The sequence below is a fragment of the Flavobacterium cupreum genome, assembly GCF_003996965.1.
In the GTDB taxonomy this organism is placed as follows: domain Bacteria; phylum Bacteroidota; class Bacteroidia; order Flavobacteriales; family Flavobacteriaceae; genus Flavobacterium; species Flavobacterium cupreum.
The window spans coordinates 360640-378239 of the sequence record NZ_QWDM01000003.1; the positions used below are offsets into that span (position 1 = coordinate 360640).

Sequence of the window (17600 nt, forward strand, 5' to 3'; positions counted from 1 at the left end):
CAAACGTTAAAACCAACGTCTTTTTTTGAAATAGATAATCAGGGCAATGACCAATAAAAACATACTTCCCATAACGATAAAATAACCGTTTTTAGAGCGAAGTTCCGGCATATAGTCAAAGTTCATCCCGTAAACTCCAACAATAAAAGTCAGCGGAATAAAGATGGCCGAAATGATCGTCAGCGTTTTCATGATTTCATTCATTTTACGGCTTTGTTCCGAAAAATAGAAATTGGAAGCACTTTCCAGTGAACTCATATCAGATTCAATCTGTTCCAGAAGCTCTAAGCTTTTCTGATGCAACCTGATAAAAAAGTTAAAGGTGTCTTTTTGGATCAAAGTACTGGTATCATCGTCTTTAATCGTTTTTAAATAAAATAACGAATCCCGAAGCGGAATTATGGAACGTTTTAGAAAATTAAAATTATCCCTGTGGTTTTCAATCTTTTCCAATATAATCGGGTCAGCTCCTTTTTTGGTTAAATTGATTAATTCTTCAATTTTTTCTTCTTCATCTTCTATTGTAATGTAAAAGTTTTCGATCACGGCATCTAATAACAAATAGAGTAAATAATCTACTTTTTTCGTTCGTACAATTCCGGCATGCGTGCGAAGTCGCTCCCTAATGTGCGTAAAGAAATCGCTTCGTTTTTCCTGAAATGAAATAAGAACTCCATCCTTGAGGATAAAACTAATCTGCTCAACGCTAAGATTATCCGAATATTCGGAAGGCAGCAACGATTTTATATTAAAAAATAAAACATCCGGCTGTTCTTCCAGTTTCGTTCTTTTCGTAGTATTTAAAATATCGGCCAGTAAAAAATCATTTAGTTTGAAATGCGCTCCGATGGTTTTAAGCAGACCAATATCATTTAAGCCATGAACATTAAGCCAGTTATTCCTGGTATAATCAAAGCAGGAATTTAGTGCTGCTACGGTAAATTTTTCATATTCAACAACATCTGCATCATCATATACAAAAAGCTGCATCTCTGTTGCATGCTCTTTATGGGTTCCTGTGTACTCTAAAGTAATGTGTTGCAGCTTGCGCCCTTTCTTATATTTAATCTTTCTCATTCAAAAATATTTACCTAGTAATATTACAAAAAAGAATTTGAAAAGGAAATGACAATTGTCAGTTTGTCTCTTTATAATTGATAAAAGGGCATAAAAAAACCGGGCCATTTCTGACCCGGTTTTCAATCTTAATACTTTGTACTAATTCTTAGTACTAAAGAATTATTTTACTTCTTCAAAATTAACATCATATGTATATCAATACTTTACAAAGTAATGGTACAAATAAGGTACAAAATAAATCTAATTTATCTATAAGAAATAGTATACTGAGTAGAAAAAAACAAACCTATTAAATGAAAAATTTATCCCTCATCTAAACTTAGAAGGAATGAATTCCAACCTTTTACCTGAAGATTTGAAACTCTTAGCTGAAGCTTTTGAGGATGTTTTTGAGGATGTTTTTGTGATGTAACAGTACCTAAACTCAACCGCATGACCTTTCAAAAATGATCAGCTAGATTCTTTTTCAATCTTTTATACCTTGACAAGATTCTCCATCTCAACCCTTGTTGCAATAGGGATATAAAGATCTTGTGTGTTATCAGTCGTCTCAATAAAAACTATAAGGGAATATCCGATAGTGCTATTATACTTTACTTCTCGTTTAAGTTGTCCACCAACCTGAAGCTTGAGGATAGATAGCGAACTTGTTGCAAGAAGCTTTATCTGCAACAGTTCCAGTCCAATAATCACTGTGTATTGATCGCTTGAAAACATTGTCTGCCCCTAGTGACCACCTTTCGCTTGGACTTTATTCAGTATTTATACAGTATCTGCTTTTTAAACATAAATCTTAATCAGATAAAGGCAAACCCATAAAGTTTTAAAGCCGACATAAGCCGGCTTTTTATTGTGCCCGAAAAGACACTAAAATATATCGTTTTTTACAAGATAAATTATTTACGACATTTATATTTTAACTCAACTCTGTATTTCTTAATCTAGCTGCTCTTTTTTTTTACTCCGTTGCTCTGTAGCAGAAAAAAGGAGTAGCCGAACTGAAGCTGCGAGAAATTATTGTTGATATTATCCAGCTCATGGATCAATTTATACCTCAGGAACAGTTTCCCGGTGCTTGAAATGTCAACATTCACATCAACGTTAAAACTGTTCAGCCATTTATTTTTCGATGTCAGTTTCGAGTCTTCAATTGATTTCAGATTAATATTCGAATCAAAAGTGTCAAACCAAGAAAGCCTGTCCCCCAGAATAAAACTTACCCTTTTCTCCGGCAGCAGGTGAAAGTTACATTCAATTGGAATCTCCAAATTGCTTAAATAAGTACCGGTTTCTTGTAATGCGGTTTCCTTAATCCCGCTTCTTCCAAATAGGAACCCGGCGTTGAGATAGACATTGGCTTTGGCATTCTGGTTCTCAAGGGTCATCAGGTTGGCAATGCCACCGATTGCAAAATTTTTGTGCTGGTATAGTGAAAGGGGCGAATAATAATTTTCCGAAGAAAGCACATTTCCATTCTCGTCTTTTTCCTCATAGGTTTGAGGAAGCAGAAACTTATTATTTTTCTCAATTTTGGAATACTGGAATTTCGCATCAAAAAATTGGAAAAAACCGACTCCTTCAGCTAAAAAAAACGGAGGAAATAAAAGGCCCCAACACTTATTTCTCATATCAAACCTGCTAGTCTCTACATTGAAACGCTTATTGACTTCGGTCTGTATGATACCGTTTGGACTTGCTTCATCAAATACTCCGAAAAAATCAGTGTAGACTGTAGCCTCAAAAAGTTTCGATGATTCTTCTTTATACAGCTTGGCCGTTTTCTGGTTTTCATCCAGTAATACCAGCTGGGGAACCGGACTGATGTCATTTGCATTCACATCTACCTTCTTCACATATCGAATGACATCCGATGCGCTTATAAAAAGACTTCTCTTTTCGGCATCCTTATTATACTGAACCGGAGCTACTCCTTTGTTTCCATTTGCTGTAGCAAAAAATGCTTCCTCGAATCTTTCATTGCTGTAAAGCCTGTTGTCGGCAAACTGGCCTATATTTTTTGTTGCGCTGATACCTATGGAGAATTTATTATTGAAGGATACATCAGCACCTTTGACTTTACCGTTTACCTGTATTTTTTCTATAAACCCTCCATAAAAGGAAATTTCAACATTCACATCTGTAAGGGTGCCTGAAGGATTGAGATTCTTAAGATCTTCAGCTTTTTTTTTATTGAAGTAGACATTAATGAGATCTTCCTTTAAGTAGATTGTGGCAACTTGAGGTCTTTCATCCTCTGAGTTAACATACGACACAATCTGAGTAAACAGCAAAGCGATAGAGTTAGAAAGCACTGCAGAATCTATTGCATTGGCTGCCTTCAAATTATTTTTATCTGTAGCGTTATATCCAACTACTTCAATAATCTTAGGCTTCAGTTTCACTTCAAATTCAACCTAGGTCAGCGGCTTAAGTTTAAAATCTGATTTCTTCCCATCATAGGTCAATGTAAAATCATACAGGTTGTCGGCATCTAGTTTTACCTCGAGAATCATATCATATGAAGTAGGCTCTGTCCCTGCTTTAAAAAATGCAGCGATAAGGTCTCTCTTCACTAAATATTTCTGTGAAAACATACTGTAACACAGCAGCATGCAAATTAAAGTAATTATTCTTTTCATAAGGTCTAGTTTTTGGTTTATCTAAAATCTCTCGCAACCCCGCTTTTTTTGAAGAAGGAAGCTGCTACTCTAATTACTATGCTGCATAATCAAAAGTTTTAATCTCTTCACACCCTATAATCCCTTTTCTGCTTACTGCTTTTTCTAAAGCCGAAAAACTAAATCCGTCAGACTAATGTTTAAATAACTTATTTTTTAGCAATGAAAAATTGATTAAAAACCCTATTAATCGTTTAAATACTAAACTTCATATATTCTATAAATGACGTATTAATATTCAAAGGAAACTTAATCAGTAGAAGCTGATCCAAGCTTATTTCGATTCAATTTCATCACAAATAAAAAGGACAAAATATAGACAACCCATTTCTAGCATTTTTTGGGCTGGAGCTAAATTAGTTCTTTCACCTGCTTTCATTTACCATATCGAAATTAACTATAATCTGCGGATGCAAATCGCGTATAAATACTTGTTTTCTAAAAACTTTAAAATTCCAAACAACCTGATTTAAAGATTTCTAAACCGTAGATGATTATAGATGAACACCTTTTGAATTTAGCAGACAAAACATCATCAGAAATTATCTCTATGAGGAACATATTACAGGATTTACCTGAATTTAGAAAGCTACATGCAACAGATTAACTATAATACACTTGAAGGATTGCATTATTAGGATTATTAATATCGGAAGGTTGATGTTAAATTATGCGATCCAGCCTTAAGGGCAAATTGGCGAAAGCTGCCACAATCTTTATAAAATCTTTAAAATAATAAAGCGGTTCATCTAGTTTAAAACTTGCCTCAAACGGTATTTCGAGGCTAAACTGTTGCAGTTGGTTCATCGTTAGAAAGTTAATTGGTCGTGCTAAATTAAAAATTCACATACACTATTGCTAATTAACATATTAAACATAAAACCGCATAAAAAGTCAATAGATTTATTGGCATTTTAATCCTTTTTTTGACAGAAATTTTATATTTGTACGAAAATTTGAGATTTAAATTTGTACTGTACCTATGGGTGTATCAAGTTTAAAAAAAATCTAAAAACACAAGTAATTGCTGGGATCTATATATGGTTAGCGGTACCTCTTTCTCCGCGGAATAAAAAGCCCGTGCAAATACAGGGGGTTTTCTTGTTTTGATCCCAGAAGGCCAAAAGCATGAAAAACTAACCTTTTTCATTTTTTTCAAAAAGCCTCAAAAAGATGTCTTAAACCAGTAAATCCAAGGATTTACTGGTTTTTTTGCTTTATTCCCAATATGTTAGAGAAAAGTAGATTCAATAGGCGTCTTCATAAAATTGGAAAGCTTCTTTATGAGCTATTTGAGATTGTAAGTTCTTATTTAAAACCTTTTGCTGTGAAATGCAGTATATAATTGATTCTTTTCCAGTTGCGGTTTGTAATAATATGAGAATCACAAATTGCAAAATACTTAAGGAGAAGAAATGGAGAGGTTACACAGCAAGTATGAAAAGTTGTTTTTACGGGGTTAAAGTACAATTAGTGACCACAAAAGATGGAATACCAATAGCTTTTCATTTCACTCCAGGAAAAACAGCCGATGCAAAAGCACTTGGAAAAATGATAGATAAATTACCAGCTGAAGCTTCTATTTACGGCGATAGTGCGTATTTGGATTACAGTTTAGAAGATGCAGCATTTCAGAGAAAATGTGTGTTTTTGAAGATTCAAAGAAAATCAAACTCTAAAAGAATAGATGATGATTTGCAATAATTATAAATGCTCCTTCGCTGGGAATATTTAATAATTCTGAAGCATCAAATTGGACTTTCACACCAATTTTCGTTAAAACATAATTAGCAAAATCAGCACCCTCGAGATTGCTTCCCTCTTTTACAATAGTATTTAAATCATTGATTTTAAATACTTTCATTAAATAAGAGGAAAATCCAGGGATAGGAATTTTAGAAATGCCGGCTGCTTCAGAAAACTTTTCTTTGGATATCAAAGGCATGCGTATAGTTGTTAAGGTTGGATATGAAAATTAATAATAAAATATATTGAAAATAGCAATTGGTTATTCTTTATTTGAAATTAGTGCTGGTGCGTTAAAAAAAATTAAAATCATCAAAAATATTATATTATTAATCATTGACATTTTGATTGTTTTTAAATTCATTTAATAATTACCTAAAAGGAGTTTTGTCAAAATCTGATGTGATTAAAATTTGCATAATCTGATAGATTGATAATTCGCTTTTTTCATATTTTTCACACATACGCAACAATTAAATAGTTTCAAATGGCAATCCAAATGTGTATTTTGACAGCTTTTTATGAATATCCCTAATTTTTTATTACTGAATTTTGTTTTATCCATTTAAAGAATGTTACAATAGGGAATATTGATAATCATCACTGAAATAATCGATATTTCTTATAATATGCTCACTTAAAATATTCCTTCTTTTTTTAATTTTTGCCAATTCCCAAAACCTAATCTATACCTGTTCAAAAATACTTTTAAACTGATATAAGATTCTTTCGATTAAGCGTAAATCTTCTGTAACAATTTCAGCACTTCCTTTCATTTCCTGCTGAAATACGATTTCTTTTTTATAAGAAGTCTGTAATCCGTCAGGAAGGGCTACATCCAATAATAGATTCCCATCTTTATCGGGAACTAATGAAATATTCTGAATTTTGCCTTTTAAAACTCCAAATTCTCTGTCTGGGAAATTAGCTAATCTTATATTAACCTTTTGTCCCAATTTTATTTTTCCTGAGTTCAAAGCAGGTGCTTTAACTTTTCCGATAAATCCATTTTTAGTGACCGGAATAATAGAGAAAACATTATCACCAACATTTATAGTTTGGTTTTCTGTCCAAACCTGTAAAAAAGTAACCACTCCACTAATTGATGATTTTAGTGTATAAGTCATTTCCCAATCTTTTATTACTTTTTTAAGTTGGTAAAAAGATTGTGCCATGTTACGACCAAGGTTAACTTCCTCTTTAGTGCCGCTTATCTGCGAATTTTGACTTAATTTTGAATTGTCAATCAAAGAAGACCTCAACTGAGAAATAGACGATAAAAGTCCCTTGTAGTTCTTCTGAGCCTGAAGATAAACTAATTTTTTAGCTTCCATTTCCTGGGCCGAAATAATTCCTTTATTGAATAAGGTTTCAAAACGGGAAATTTCATTTTTCTGCAACTGCAATTCGCTTTCGTTAATAACTTTTTGCTGTTGTAGAATTTCCAGTCTTTCCTTGATCTGCACTTTTTCTGAAACCTGCGCTCTGTTTTCAACCTGAAAAGGCTGTAATTCTTTGTTTAATTGTTCAGCCTCATAATCTTTTTGAAAAACGGCAAAAGCAGTTTCAATTTCTCCCAATTGCGCATTTTTTAGCAAAGGAAAAGGAAAAGCTTTTTTTGAATCGTTGATATTATAATTATTAACGATTTTTTTTAATAAAAAAACATCATTGTAATTGGCTGTGCTTTCAATAATGGCCAAGGTACTATTTTTTGAAACTATCGATTTGTCTTTGACCAGAATAGCTTCGATTCTACCCGATGACTTTGAGACTATCTTCTCTGGTGGAATATTGGTTGTAATGACAATTTCGGTATTTACAACGTCCGGATATTTGATAAACCAGGACACGAAAAAAAGCATAAATATAATAGCAAATATCACAACAGTTCCCCAGCGTATCATCCAATGCGGTACTTTTGTTAGAATGTCCTGAACTTCTTCACTTCTTAATTCAAATGTAGTATTATCTTCAGCCATAATTAATTTCCTAATTGTAATTGATTTCGAACTAGCTCAAAATAATTTCCTTTTTGTTCTACTAAAGCGGAATGAGAACCAATCTCAATGATTTTTCCTTTATCCAAAACTACAATTTGGTCTGCATTCATAACTGTACTTAATCGATGTGCAATGACAACGACAGTTTTGTCTTTAAAGAAAATATCAAGTTTTTGCATAATTTCTTTTTCGTTATTGGCATCCAAAGCAGATGTTGCCTCATCAAAAAACAATATTTCAGGGTTTTTATAAACCGCCCTTGCAATAAGTAGTCTTTGTTTTTGTCCTGTACTCATTCCTAATCCTTCAGAACCTATCTTTGAGTTATATCCAAGAGGTAAACTGCTTATATATTCTTTAATATTAGCTACATCCGCAGCGTAAGCCAATCTTTCTTTATCAACCTTATCAACACCAATAGCTATATTATTGGCGATAGTATCACTAAAAATAAATCCTTCCTGCATTACTGTTCCAATATTTGATCGCCAGGCTTTTTGGGAAATGTTTTTTAATTTAGTACTCCCTATATTTAGTTCACCTTCATTAGGTTCATAAAATTTAAGAAGCAATTTCATCAATGTTGTCTTTCCACTGCCACTCGTTCCTACAATTGCGGTTATTTTCTTGGCTGGAATAATTAAACTGAGATTCTTGAGAACAGGAACATCAGAACCTAAATAACGATACGAAATATTATCAATTTTAATATCATCATTAAAAGGAACATCATTAGTTTGCAGAAATTCATGATCAGTTTCATCTTCTTTATCATGAATCTCAGATAACCTGGCCAATGCTATTTTTGCATCCTGAAGTTCTCTGACAAACTCTATAATTTGTATAATAGGCCCATTTAAACTCCCTACAATAGAGCTGATAGCCAACATCATACCAAGTGTAATCTCCCCTTCAATAACCAATTTAGCAGAAAGAAAAATTATTAAAATATTTTTCAATTCATTAATGACAGACGACCCAATAGTTTGGGTCTGCTCTAAAACTAAACCTTTTATAGAAACCTTAAAAAGCCTAGCCTGCACATATTCCCATCCCCAGCGCTTTTGTTTTTCAGCATTATGCAATTTTATCTCCTGCATTCCATTAATAAGCTCCATAACTTTACTTTGTTCTTCTGAAACTTGCGAAAATCGTTTGTAATCTAAATCCTTTCTCCTCTCTAAAAATAAAAGAATCCAGCCGAAATAGAGAATACTTCCTACAAAAAAAACAAAAAATATTTTGATGTTATAATAAGCTAAAACTCCGCCCATAACGAACATATTAATTACAGAGAACAAAACATTCAAAGATGAAGAAGTAAGGATTTTCTCAATTCTTCGATGGTCATTAATACGTTGCATAATATCTCCAGTCATTCGGACATCAAAAAATGAAATGGGTAAATTCATTAATTTAATGAAGAAATCAGAAATCAGAGAAATATTTATTCTTGTGGAAAGATGTAATAATATCCAACTACGGATAAGCTCCAAACCAGTTTTTCCTGCAAAAAGAAATAATTGTGCGAAAAGAATTAAATAAATAAAATTTATGTTTTGGTTCTGTATTCCAATATCAACGATACTTTGGGTTAAAAACGGAATGATTAATTGTAAAATACTACTGGCAAACAATCCGATAGCTAATTGCACCAAGAATGATTTGTATCGCAAGACATATTTTGACAGCATTTCAAATCCGAATCCTTTACGATCTTGTTCAAATTCCGATTCAAAAAATTTTGGAGTAGATTCAATTAATAAAGCAATTCCATCTTGGGTAAAATCAGTAGCATTATTTCCAATCCAAGATTTGGTAAATTCTTCTTTGTTATATTCCAGTAAACCACGTCCAGGGTCTGAAACTTTAAATACCTGACCTAACGACAAATCAAATTTAAATCCAATTCTACCTAACTTCTTTTTGATTTTTTCAAACTTTAGCTTCTTTACTTCATATAAAACTACATAGTGATTATTGTTCCAATGTAAAATGCAAGGCATTGGCATTTCATCAAGTTCAACTACCGATAATTTAGCCCCCAAAGTTCTAAATCCAATCTTCTCTGCAGCATCACTTAGCAGTAATAAATTACTTCCCTCACGGGTAGTTTCACTGTAATTCCTCAATTCCTGAATATTTACATTTTTACCGTAGTATTTGGAAATTATTTTTAAACAAGTTGGACCGCAATCCTTAGAATCTGCCTGAATAAAATTTGGGAATTTTTTTAACATATTCTATAGATGATACCTTCTTGTAATAATAAATAAAGTAATTCTTCGGATAATTCTTCTTCAAAATGAACTTTCATATTCTCTAAGTTAAGAACACTATCATTATTGAGAAACAGTTTTAAATTAGAAAAATCACCTTCAATTTCGACTTTTTTAGTTCCATATAGAATTAAACTTGTACCCTGAGAATAATTAATATTCGCATATTTTCTAAACTTAAAATCCGTTTTCTTAAAATCAACTTCTTCAAAAATACTATTTATAATATCTGTGTATTGGTAAAGTTCACTATATCTGTTTCTACTAATCAGTGTTTCTAAAAAAACAGTTAGTTGAGTTTGATCTAAACTATCTGTAAATAACTTTTTAATCTCCGTGACAGAAGACTGTTTAGTAATATTTTTACGAAAATTACTATCATTATTTTTGAGTGTTGTATGCATCAATTCAAAAAGGTCTACGAAAGTCTGAGGAAACAAACTTATAGTAAGATGGAGTGATGGTTCATCATTTGTATATACTTTGTGAGATACCCCTCGAGGCATATAAATCATATCTCCTGGCTGCAATGTAATTTTAATGCAGGAAGTATTTTCTGGGAGAGTATGGTTTATAGAATTCTTCAAAGGATAAACTTCCTTGGAATACTCATATAGCTCCCATGTTTTAGTTCCTGCTAATTGAATAATAAAAATTTCGGAAGTATCATAATGGAGAGGAAAAGCTTGACAATCTGACGGCGTGAGATATAAATTTGATGAAATATTTTTAATATAACCTATTTTTTTGCTAATCTCTATTTCAAGATCAAGGATATTACGACTGAACTTGGATATGTTATCAATAATAATAGAAGCCCCATCATTGAAAAGTTCCATCATCTTACCTATATTAATTTGATCTTCATTATAGAATTCATCATGAACACTATACTCTTTCTTAAGAATCTGTTTATCAATTTTAGAAACTCTCAAATTCTTTTCAGTCAAAATAGTAGATGTCAAAATTTCATCTAAAATTGAAGCAGATATTATCGAGTCATAGTAGCTAATGTTATTTCTTTGAATGTGCAGTGTCTTTTTGCCATAATAGTTCTCCATAAAATCCTGTAAACTAGAAGGGCTTATAATTTTTTCTAATAAATTATCGTTTATCATTACTCTATGTTTTTAGTTGTATATTTTAATTGATTCAAATAGCATTTTGCTAAATAGTACATTTTAAATTCATGAAATCTTTGATTCTCATTAAAAACCCTATTCACACCCATATGTAAAATAGCTGATATATAACTGTATTTTACCAGATAGCTATTATCCAAGGCATTATTAAGAACTATTTTAAATTCTGAATCATATAAAAAGTTCTTATAATCAAATAGATCTATTTCAGATTTAATTTTAGAAAAGTCTTTATTAAAAGATTTTCTCATATCTGCATTTAAATTAAACTCATTAGAAAAATAAAGTATATTATTCTCGCAAAACAATATCATTTCCTCAATATTAAGATCAAAAAACTTTAAATAATATTTTAGTTTCAGCACTGAGATAATAAATATTTCTTGTATCTCTAAGTCTTTCTTTAAAACATTTTCCAGTGTATCTATACTGTCTAGAGTGAAAAAATTCTCAGTAAGCAACATTAAATCCATTCCTCCATACCTGTAAAGTTCCTGTTTGTAAGGGAGTATCTGATATTTAATTACCCAATTCTGAACTTTTAATTGTTCCAATTTTGAGATAATAAATTTCTTTACTGCTGTTGAATTAGTTTTAAATCGTACTCTTAAATGATTATCAGGATTATTGTATCGAACAAAAAAGAACTGCTCTACTTTATTTTTCGAAATAATTTGATCATATATATAATTTAAGATTTCATTTTCTGCATATGTATTGCAATACAACTCAAAATACAGCCAATCTGCTAAAATTGGAGTATTATTAAACTCTGAAACATCTTCTGAAAAATTTAGATTTGTCTTTTTATTTTCAAATAGAGTATTTTTAACACTAACCATTAATTCATGAGAAAAATTATCATTATCTCTGGTAACTGCTGGGACAAACGAATCATACAGAAATTCTGTTACATATAATTTCTCCGTCTCTTTTAACCGTTCGAATAATAAGACTAAGTTATCTTCTCTTTCTAAGTCTATGATTATATTTCCTTTTGGGTCCTGCAGAGTTACTTTTGAAGTAAAAGAGTATCTTTTTATTATGCTCCATAAATAGTCTTTAAAATCTTTAAGATTCCAATTATCATGAACAAGCATAATTTGGGCAGGATGAAGTAGTATGTCATCCTGAAGATAAATTCTTGGCACATATTGCATTAATGTATCTTTATACAAATTAAAATCAAAATAAACAGAGTAAATCTCACCATCTTGTGATCTTAACTCATTTAAAAATTTATAAATTTCCGAAGAGGATGTTTTGTGGTTAATTGCTGAAGTAACTCTAGGAATAATTTCCTTGTTGTATTTTTTTGAGATAAGGATAAACTTTTTTCCATCATAACGTATAAAAATATCAGACAAGGGAATACTATTTGAGTTTACAGTACCCGAAGTATTTAATGCTACATTGTAATCATAATACTGTCGTTCTGCAAAAAGATTAATGCTTCTTGAATTAGAAATCATGTTGATTTCTGCAATAATTTTACCTTCATTAACCTTTTTTTCGTAGTTAACAATATCTTCAATCACTTTGTCAGTAACGTGACCAAACCTTGCTATTAAATTTATTGCAGAAGCTTCACCTAAGTGTTTAAAATAAATTATTTCTTTTCCAGTTTCTTTACAAAACAGAACTTCAAAAACAACTGTACAAGTTGCAGGAAGCCTTTTTCTGTTGTTTTCTATTTCTTCGCTAGCTTTTTTTGGCAATAAGAAGTGAACCTCACCTGTTTTAGCTAAAACAATTTTAGTAAGCAATTCCGAATTTAAAGTTTTATTTTTTTTGCTTTTAATTGAACTGTAATTTAAACCTGAATATGGATTAAATACCTTACCCAAAGGAACAAAACCATCATCAAAATTATGGTAAAATACACTTCCAAACTCAGTTAAACGTTCATTAATTGTATTACTTTTATTGTAATGGAGACAAAAATCAATGTAGTTTTTAATTTTATCTTTTATTTTTGAGTCTAGCACTCCAAAATTTTCTTCGAAAGAGGTTACATTATGCAATTGAGATCCTATATTATCTTCTTTTAAATCAGTATCTTGTTCCTTTATATATTCCTGAATAAAATTATCAAAATCATCAGATCTTTTCAAATGATGAACATTTTCACTGATTAAGGCAGACTTTATTCCTTTGAAATTAATTTTTAATTTCTTGTTATATGGAAAATAACTTACTTCATTAATGATAAGGCCAGCATTAATTATTTCTAAAAGGAAGTTATCTATTTCAGATTCCAGGAAACCATTTTCTAAAAGATCAATTACAACTTCTGCAATTTTAGCTCCTCTTTCAAATTTATTTATTAACCATTCTATATTTTCATCATAATCAATTTCAACAAAACTGGACTCAAAAAGTCCATTTGATTTAATCTCATATTTATAGAAACTGATTTTAGACTCACTTAAAAAGTGAATAGAGGGATTAGTGAAAAAAGAATAGTTTCTCCATTCCTCTTTTAATAAATTCTGAACTTTCTTTAAATAATAAAAACTATCAAAATCAACCTTTAATGAAAGAAAATCAGATTTAGATATATTTGTATTATCGCCCCATTTCAAACAGCTAACGCTGCTGAAAGTACCGAAAGGGACTGGATTAAAATGCGCTCTGGAAAAATATTTTCCTAGTGTGGAACTAATCTTAGCTGCTTTATTTTTTTTAATGTCTTCATATAATGTTCTTGAAGAAACCAAGAGAGATAAATGAAACAATTTATTTTCAGAGAAAAATTTAATCAAATCATCTCTATTTTTTTCATAAGACTGAATTGGTAAAGAAACTGCCCTTATAACTATGTGATCAAAAAACTGCATTTATATTAATTACTGATTTATAATGATTTTGTATCAATTGATAAAACACTACAAAGGAATGTCTAAAAACCTCGTTATTTTTTATCAGTAGATATTTAAACAGTTTAGCCAATCCGGCTTTATTCTATCATCTAATGAGAGTAAAACCAGACCTAATCCGGCTGACCCCTCTAATATATTCGTCTCCCCCAAGTAACCTTTATGATTCATCGCAAGAAAACTGGTGAAATCATTGGTTTGATCTCGTAAAATATCAAGCCATATACTGATGACACTCTGGTAATCTGACTCACTTCTTTTACCTGCCAGATAATACTGCATTATAATACCAGTAGTTCCATGACAGATACCGAAATCTTTAACTCCTGAATCGGTTAAGGAGATTTTTTTTGTAAATTCAATTAATTCAGCGCCTTCGATCTGCAATTTAGCATCTTTAAAAAACAACCCTGCGTTATATAGTGCATTACCTATTCCAAGATCTCCTTGACACCAAGATAGTCGAGATTGAGCAAAAGTTTTATTTTCTGTCAGGTAATGATTCGGATAAAATTGTTTTGATTTATCATTATAACCTTTGAATTTGTTTAAATAATCGATACATGTTCTAATTGATTCATCAAAATTATTTATTTGAACTTCTAAATTTTGTTTGATGTAAAGCATTATATTTATTACTCCTGCAATACCATGTGCCATACCAAAATAAATATAATGACACTTGTCTACACCATCTTCTCTAATCAATACTCCTTCTAAATTTTTAGATATTTTCCCGATTAATTCTGTTATATAATCAATCAAAATTCTTTTTATACTCTCATCTTTTGTTTGCTTAAATCTTTCAACAAAGTACATAGAAATACCTAAAGACCCATGCAAAAAATCATAGTCATCTTCATTAGCTTGTCCTGTCAATTCTTCTAGCAAAATTTCATCGAGTGACAAAAAGTAATCTTCATCTATATCAATTATCTCATTATTAATCCTCAATAAAACCCATCCATAACCTGCTAATCCTGAACAGAAAGATGGTAGAGAGACATTATCTGAGATGATATCATTAATCCTTTCGATAATTTTTATTAATTTTTCCTGAAACTCATTATTATTATCAATTTCTAAAAGTGAATTATAAAACAATGCAATCCCTGAAAGACCATTAAGTATACCTATTCTGTTTTCTTTGGGTACTGTTGCCCAAATTTGTTTTTCAATTTCAAAAACTATGTTCTGCATTTTCTTTATAAATATTTAAAACTTGATGTCTTCATCTTCCAAAAGAAAGTTATTATAATCCAAATTAACGGGATTATCTTTGATTTTAATATCTAATTTCAAACGGTCAATCGGGCGGGAAATTACCTCAACGTTATTGGTTAATATGTCTACCGACATCAAATCATAGTTAGTATTCAATTCGCTCAAAAGTTTCTTGTCTTTTTTGGATAAATATTTGTTTTCTACTTTTTCATTACAGTAATTCATAAAATATTTTCCATTCACTAATTTAAATGTCTCGGTAATCTTATGAGTTGATTCTATTATCACATTTTCCTGATCATTAGGTTGATCTGGATACAATACCACAAAATGTTCGAATTTCAATATAGCGAAGGACATTACATCTATATAAATATATCCTGTAGCTGACTTGGCAGGAGGGTTTCCAAAGCCAGTTGAAAATACATCGGGAGCTTTATTGATAAAGCTGATTACATAAACTTTTCTACCATTATACTCTATGATTTTTTCCTTTTGTAGATCAAATGAAGACGTCTTATAAAGTACATTTTGGTTGCTTAATAAGATGCTTCTAAAAATAATTACACCTAAATAACCAATTCCTTTCCAATTTTCCTTTGATTCAGTATTTGCAATATTCTTATATTGAAGTATCTCTCCAAAATAATTACTTGCAGGATCTTGAGAGACTTTAAAGCCATTGGGACTATAAGTATTTATAAAAGCTTTTTCATTAGACGTGAGACCACTTTGTTTTTTGGTTTGTGCTCTAAAAAAGAATTTCTGATTAAAAGGTGCCTGATAATAATTGTACTGGATAGCCGATTTAGCCTTTTTTAAGATTGTTTTCGCGGACAAATTATTCATTTTCTTTCTTGAAGAAGAAATCAAAACCTCATTCAAAGAAAATCCTATATCAGTTTCTTTCTTGAGCTTAATTTGCAATAATTCCTTATTGGATTTTTCTAACTGTGAAACTGATAGTGTATCAGAATAATAACCCATTGCTGAAATAATCAATTTATCATTAAAACTACTTTTTGGTATTGTAAAATGAAACATCCCTTTGTCATTGGCTACTACACTTTTATTACAATTCATTAGGTAGACATCTGCATTTGGAATAATTTTATCACTTTCTAAATCTAAAGTTTCACCAGATATCGAAAAATTCTGACTATCCGCAGAAGAAATGTCACGAGTTTTATAAGAGCTCAATGGAGGAGCAAATGCTGTTTTTATAAAAATCAAACCATCAAAAATGGAATTCCAATTTGCTTTTAAAGGCATATTTCCAAGTGCGGAACAATAATATTTTCCCATAAATTTTTTATCAAAATTAAGAAAGATTTTATCGTTGCTATCCTGAGCAAGAGTTTGCTCAACACTTTTTGCAGGTGGTGTTAAAATAGGATAAGACTTACCTTCCGCAATTCCGTATTCTCCTTCAAAACTCGAAAAAGCAATACTGTATATTTTACTTTTGAAATGATTCTTTAAAAACTCACCCATTGGATGTGCATCTCCAAGCATTTTTACATCTTCAAAAGTCGAAATGGGATTAACTGAATTTGTTTGCTCCAAAGCGACTTGCCTCTTTAGATAATCTTCGGTTATATCTGTATAATCAAAATCCTTGATACGATTTGAAAAATGATAAGAAGCTCCCCAACAAACCATTTTTTCGTTGGGATATAACTCTGTTAAAAATATAAGGTTTCTTGCCATCTGAGCATCTCTGGGATTTTGAAAAGCAATTTTATAGCCCTGTAAAACTTTGATATCAAAATCAACTTGAGCAATCTGACTCAGCACGACCTGCTTGATCATTTTCTCATCTTTACTAAGATTATGCATCTTTTGAAATGAACTTAATAGCAATTCATATTGTTGATATAAATAGATGGAATCTTTTTTATTATCAGCAAATTCTTTCAAATCCTTATCAATAAAAACTTTTTTTATTGTATTATATGTTTGATCATTAATAATAATTTGACGATCATTAAAAGTTTTTCTTAGATCATCAATAAAATATTTCTTAAACAATTCTCCTTTCTCTTGCGAATCAAAACCTATGATTTTAATTGAATCTTTTAAAATAGCTCTACGATCAATATGATCTAACAATTTTTGAAACGATTGAGTTGTTGACCATAAGGAATAAATGCTTTGATAATAAATTGATGAAGTTGCTTTCCCTGTAGAATATAATTTCCACGCCTTATAATTTTCATACATCCCGCTTTCAAAAACGATTGTATTAAACTTTCCTTTATTTGTTAGGTATTTAATAATTTTGACCTTTTCCTCGAAAGTAGCTCCATCGCCATGACTTTGTTCTCCTAATAAAACGACTTGCTTGTTTTTTAGAATTTTTTCCAAAAAAGAATAATCATTTTTTTCACTCATCGAATAGAGTTTAGAGCCAAAAGAATATTGGGCAAACATAGAAGTTGAATTCATTACAATTCCTGCAAAAATCATAAAAAACCTTATACAAAAAGTATGTGGAATTACTAATCTAACTTTCTGCAATAAAGTAGCACCTAACGAAAAAATATCCATAGAAAATAGTAAATAACAT

The 17600-nt window shown here is 30.8% G+C and carries 10 protein-coding genes and 1 pseudogene; 1 reads left to right on the forward strand and 10 read right to left on the reverse strand.

The features are described from left to right. Positions 1-6: 6 nt before the first annotated feature. The 3 genes from corA to D0817_RS06330 form a co-directional block, all read right to left on the reverse strand. Positions 7-1077, reverse strand: coding sequence for a magnesium/cobalt transporter CorA (corA, locus tag D0817_RS06320; RefSeq protein WP_127337559.1), 1071 nt, complete (start codon positions 1075-1077; stop codon positions 7-9). A 944-nt stretch (positions 1078-2021) separates the two neighbouring features. Continuing rightward, positions 2022-3482, reverse strand: a complete 1461-nt coding sequence (locus D0817_RS06325) for a hypothetical protein (RefSeq protein WP_127337560.1) — start codon at positions 3480-3482, stop codon at positions 2022-2024. 12 nt (positions 3483-3494) lie between these two features. Continuing rightward, positions 3495-3719 (reverse strand): hypothetical protein, encoded by a 225-nt coding sequence (locus tag D0817_RS06330; protein WP_127337561.1) that lies wholly within the window; start codon positions 3717-3719, stop codon positions 3495-3497. A gap of 1255 nt (positions 3720-4974) precedes the next feature. Here D0817_RS06330 and D0817_RS06335 point away from each other — a divergent pair. Beyond that, positions 4975-5447, forward strand: a pseudogene (locus tag D0817_RS06335) (IS982 family transposase); the annotation flags it as partial. On the opposite strand, the gene D0817_RS06340 reads toward D0817_RS06335, so the two are convergent. From D0817_RS06340 to D0817_RS06370, 7 genes are all read right to left on the reverse strand, one after another. Continuing rightward, the gene (locus D0817_RS06340) at positions 5434-5703 is read right to left on the reverse strand and encodes a GNAT family N-acetyltransferase (RefSeq protein WP_127337562.1); all 270 of its coding nucleotides are present in this window, start codon (positions 5701-5703) and stop codon (positions 5434-5436) included. The pseudogene D0817_RS06335 and the gene D0817_RS06340 overlap by 14 nt on opposite strands. 487 nt (positions 5704-6190) lie before the next feature. Next, on the reverse strand, positions 6191-7486 hold the full coding sequence (locus D0817_RS06345; protein ID WP_127337563.1) for an HlyD family secretion protein: 1296 nt from the start codon (positions 7484-7486) through the stop codon (positions 6191-6193). A gap of 2 nt (positions 7487-7488) precedes the next feature. After that, positions 7489-9747 carry a peptidase domain-containing ABC transporter gene (locus D0817_RS06350; RefSeq protein WP_127337564.1) on the reverse strand — a complete coding sequence of 753 codons (2259 nt, stop codon included), beginning with the start codon at positions 9745-9747 and terminating at the stop codon, positions 7489-7491. Continuing rightward, the gene (locus D0817_RS06355) at positions 9741-10904 is read right to left on the reverse strand and encodes a JmjC domain-containing protein (protein ID WP_127337565.1); all 1164 of its coding nucleotides are present in this window, start codon (positions 10902-10904) and stop codon (positions 9741-9743) included. The genes D0817_RS06350 and D0817_RS06355 overlap by 7 nt, the downstream gene beginning before the upstream one ends. Then, positions 10904-13768, reverse strand: coding sequence for a lantibiotic dehydratase (locus D0817_RS06360; RefSeq protein ID WP_127337566.1), 2865 nt, complete (start codon positions 13766-13768; stop codon positions 10904-10906). Before D0817_RS06360 ends, D0817_RS06355 begins: the two co-directional genes overlap by 1 nt. A gap of 84 nt (positions 13769-13852) precedes the next feature. Continuing rightward, positions 13853-15007, reverse strand: coding sequence for a lanthionine synthetase LanC family protein (locus tag D0817_RS06365; RefSeq protein ID WP_127337567.1), 1155 nt, complete (start codon positions 15005-15007; stop codon positions 13853-13855). A 15-nt stretch (positions 15008-15022) separates the two neighbouring features. Continuing rightward, positions 15023-17425, reverse strand: a complete 2403-nt coding sequence (locus D0817_RS06370) for an erythromycin esterase family protein (RefSeq protein WP_158286303.1) — start codon at positions 17423-17425, stop codon at positions 15023-15025. Positions 17426-17600 lie beyond the last annotated feature (175 nt).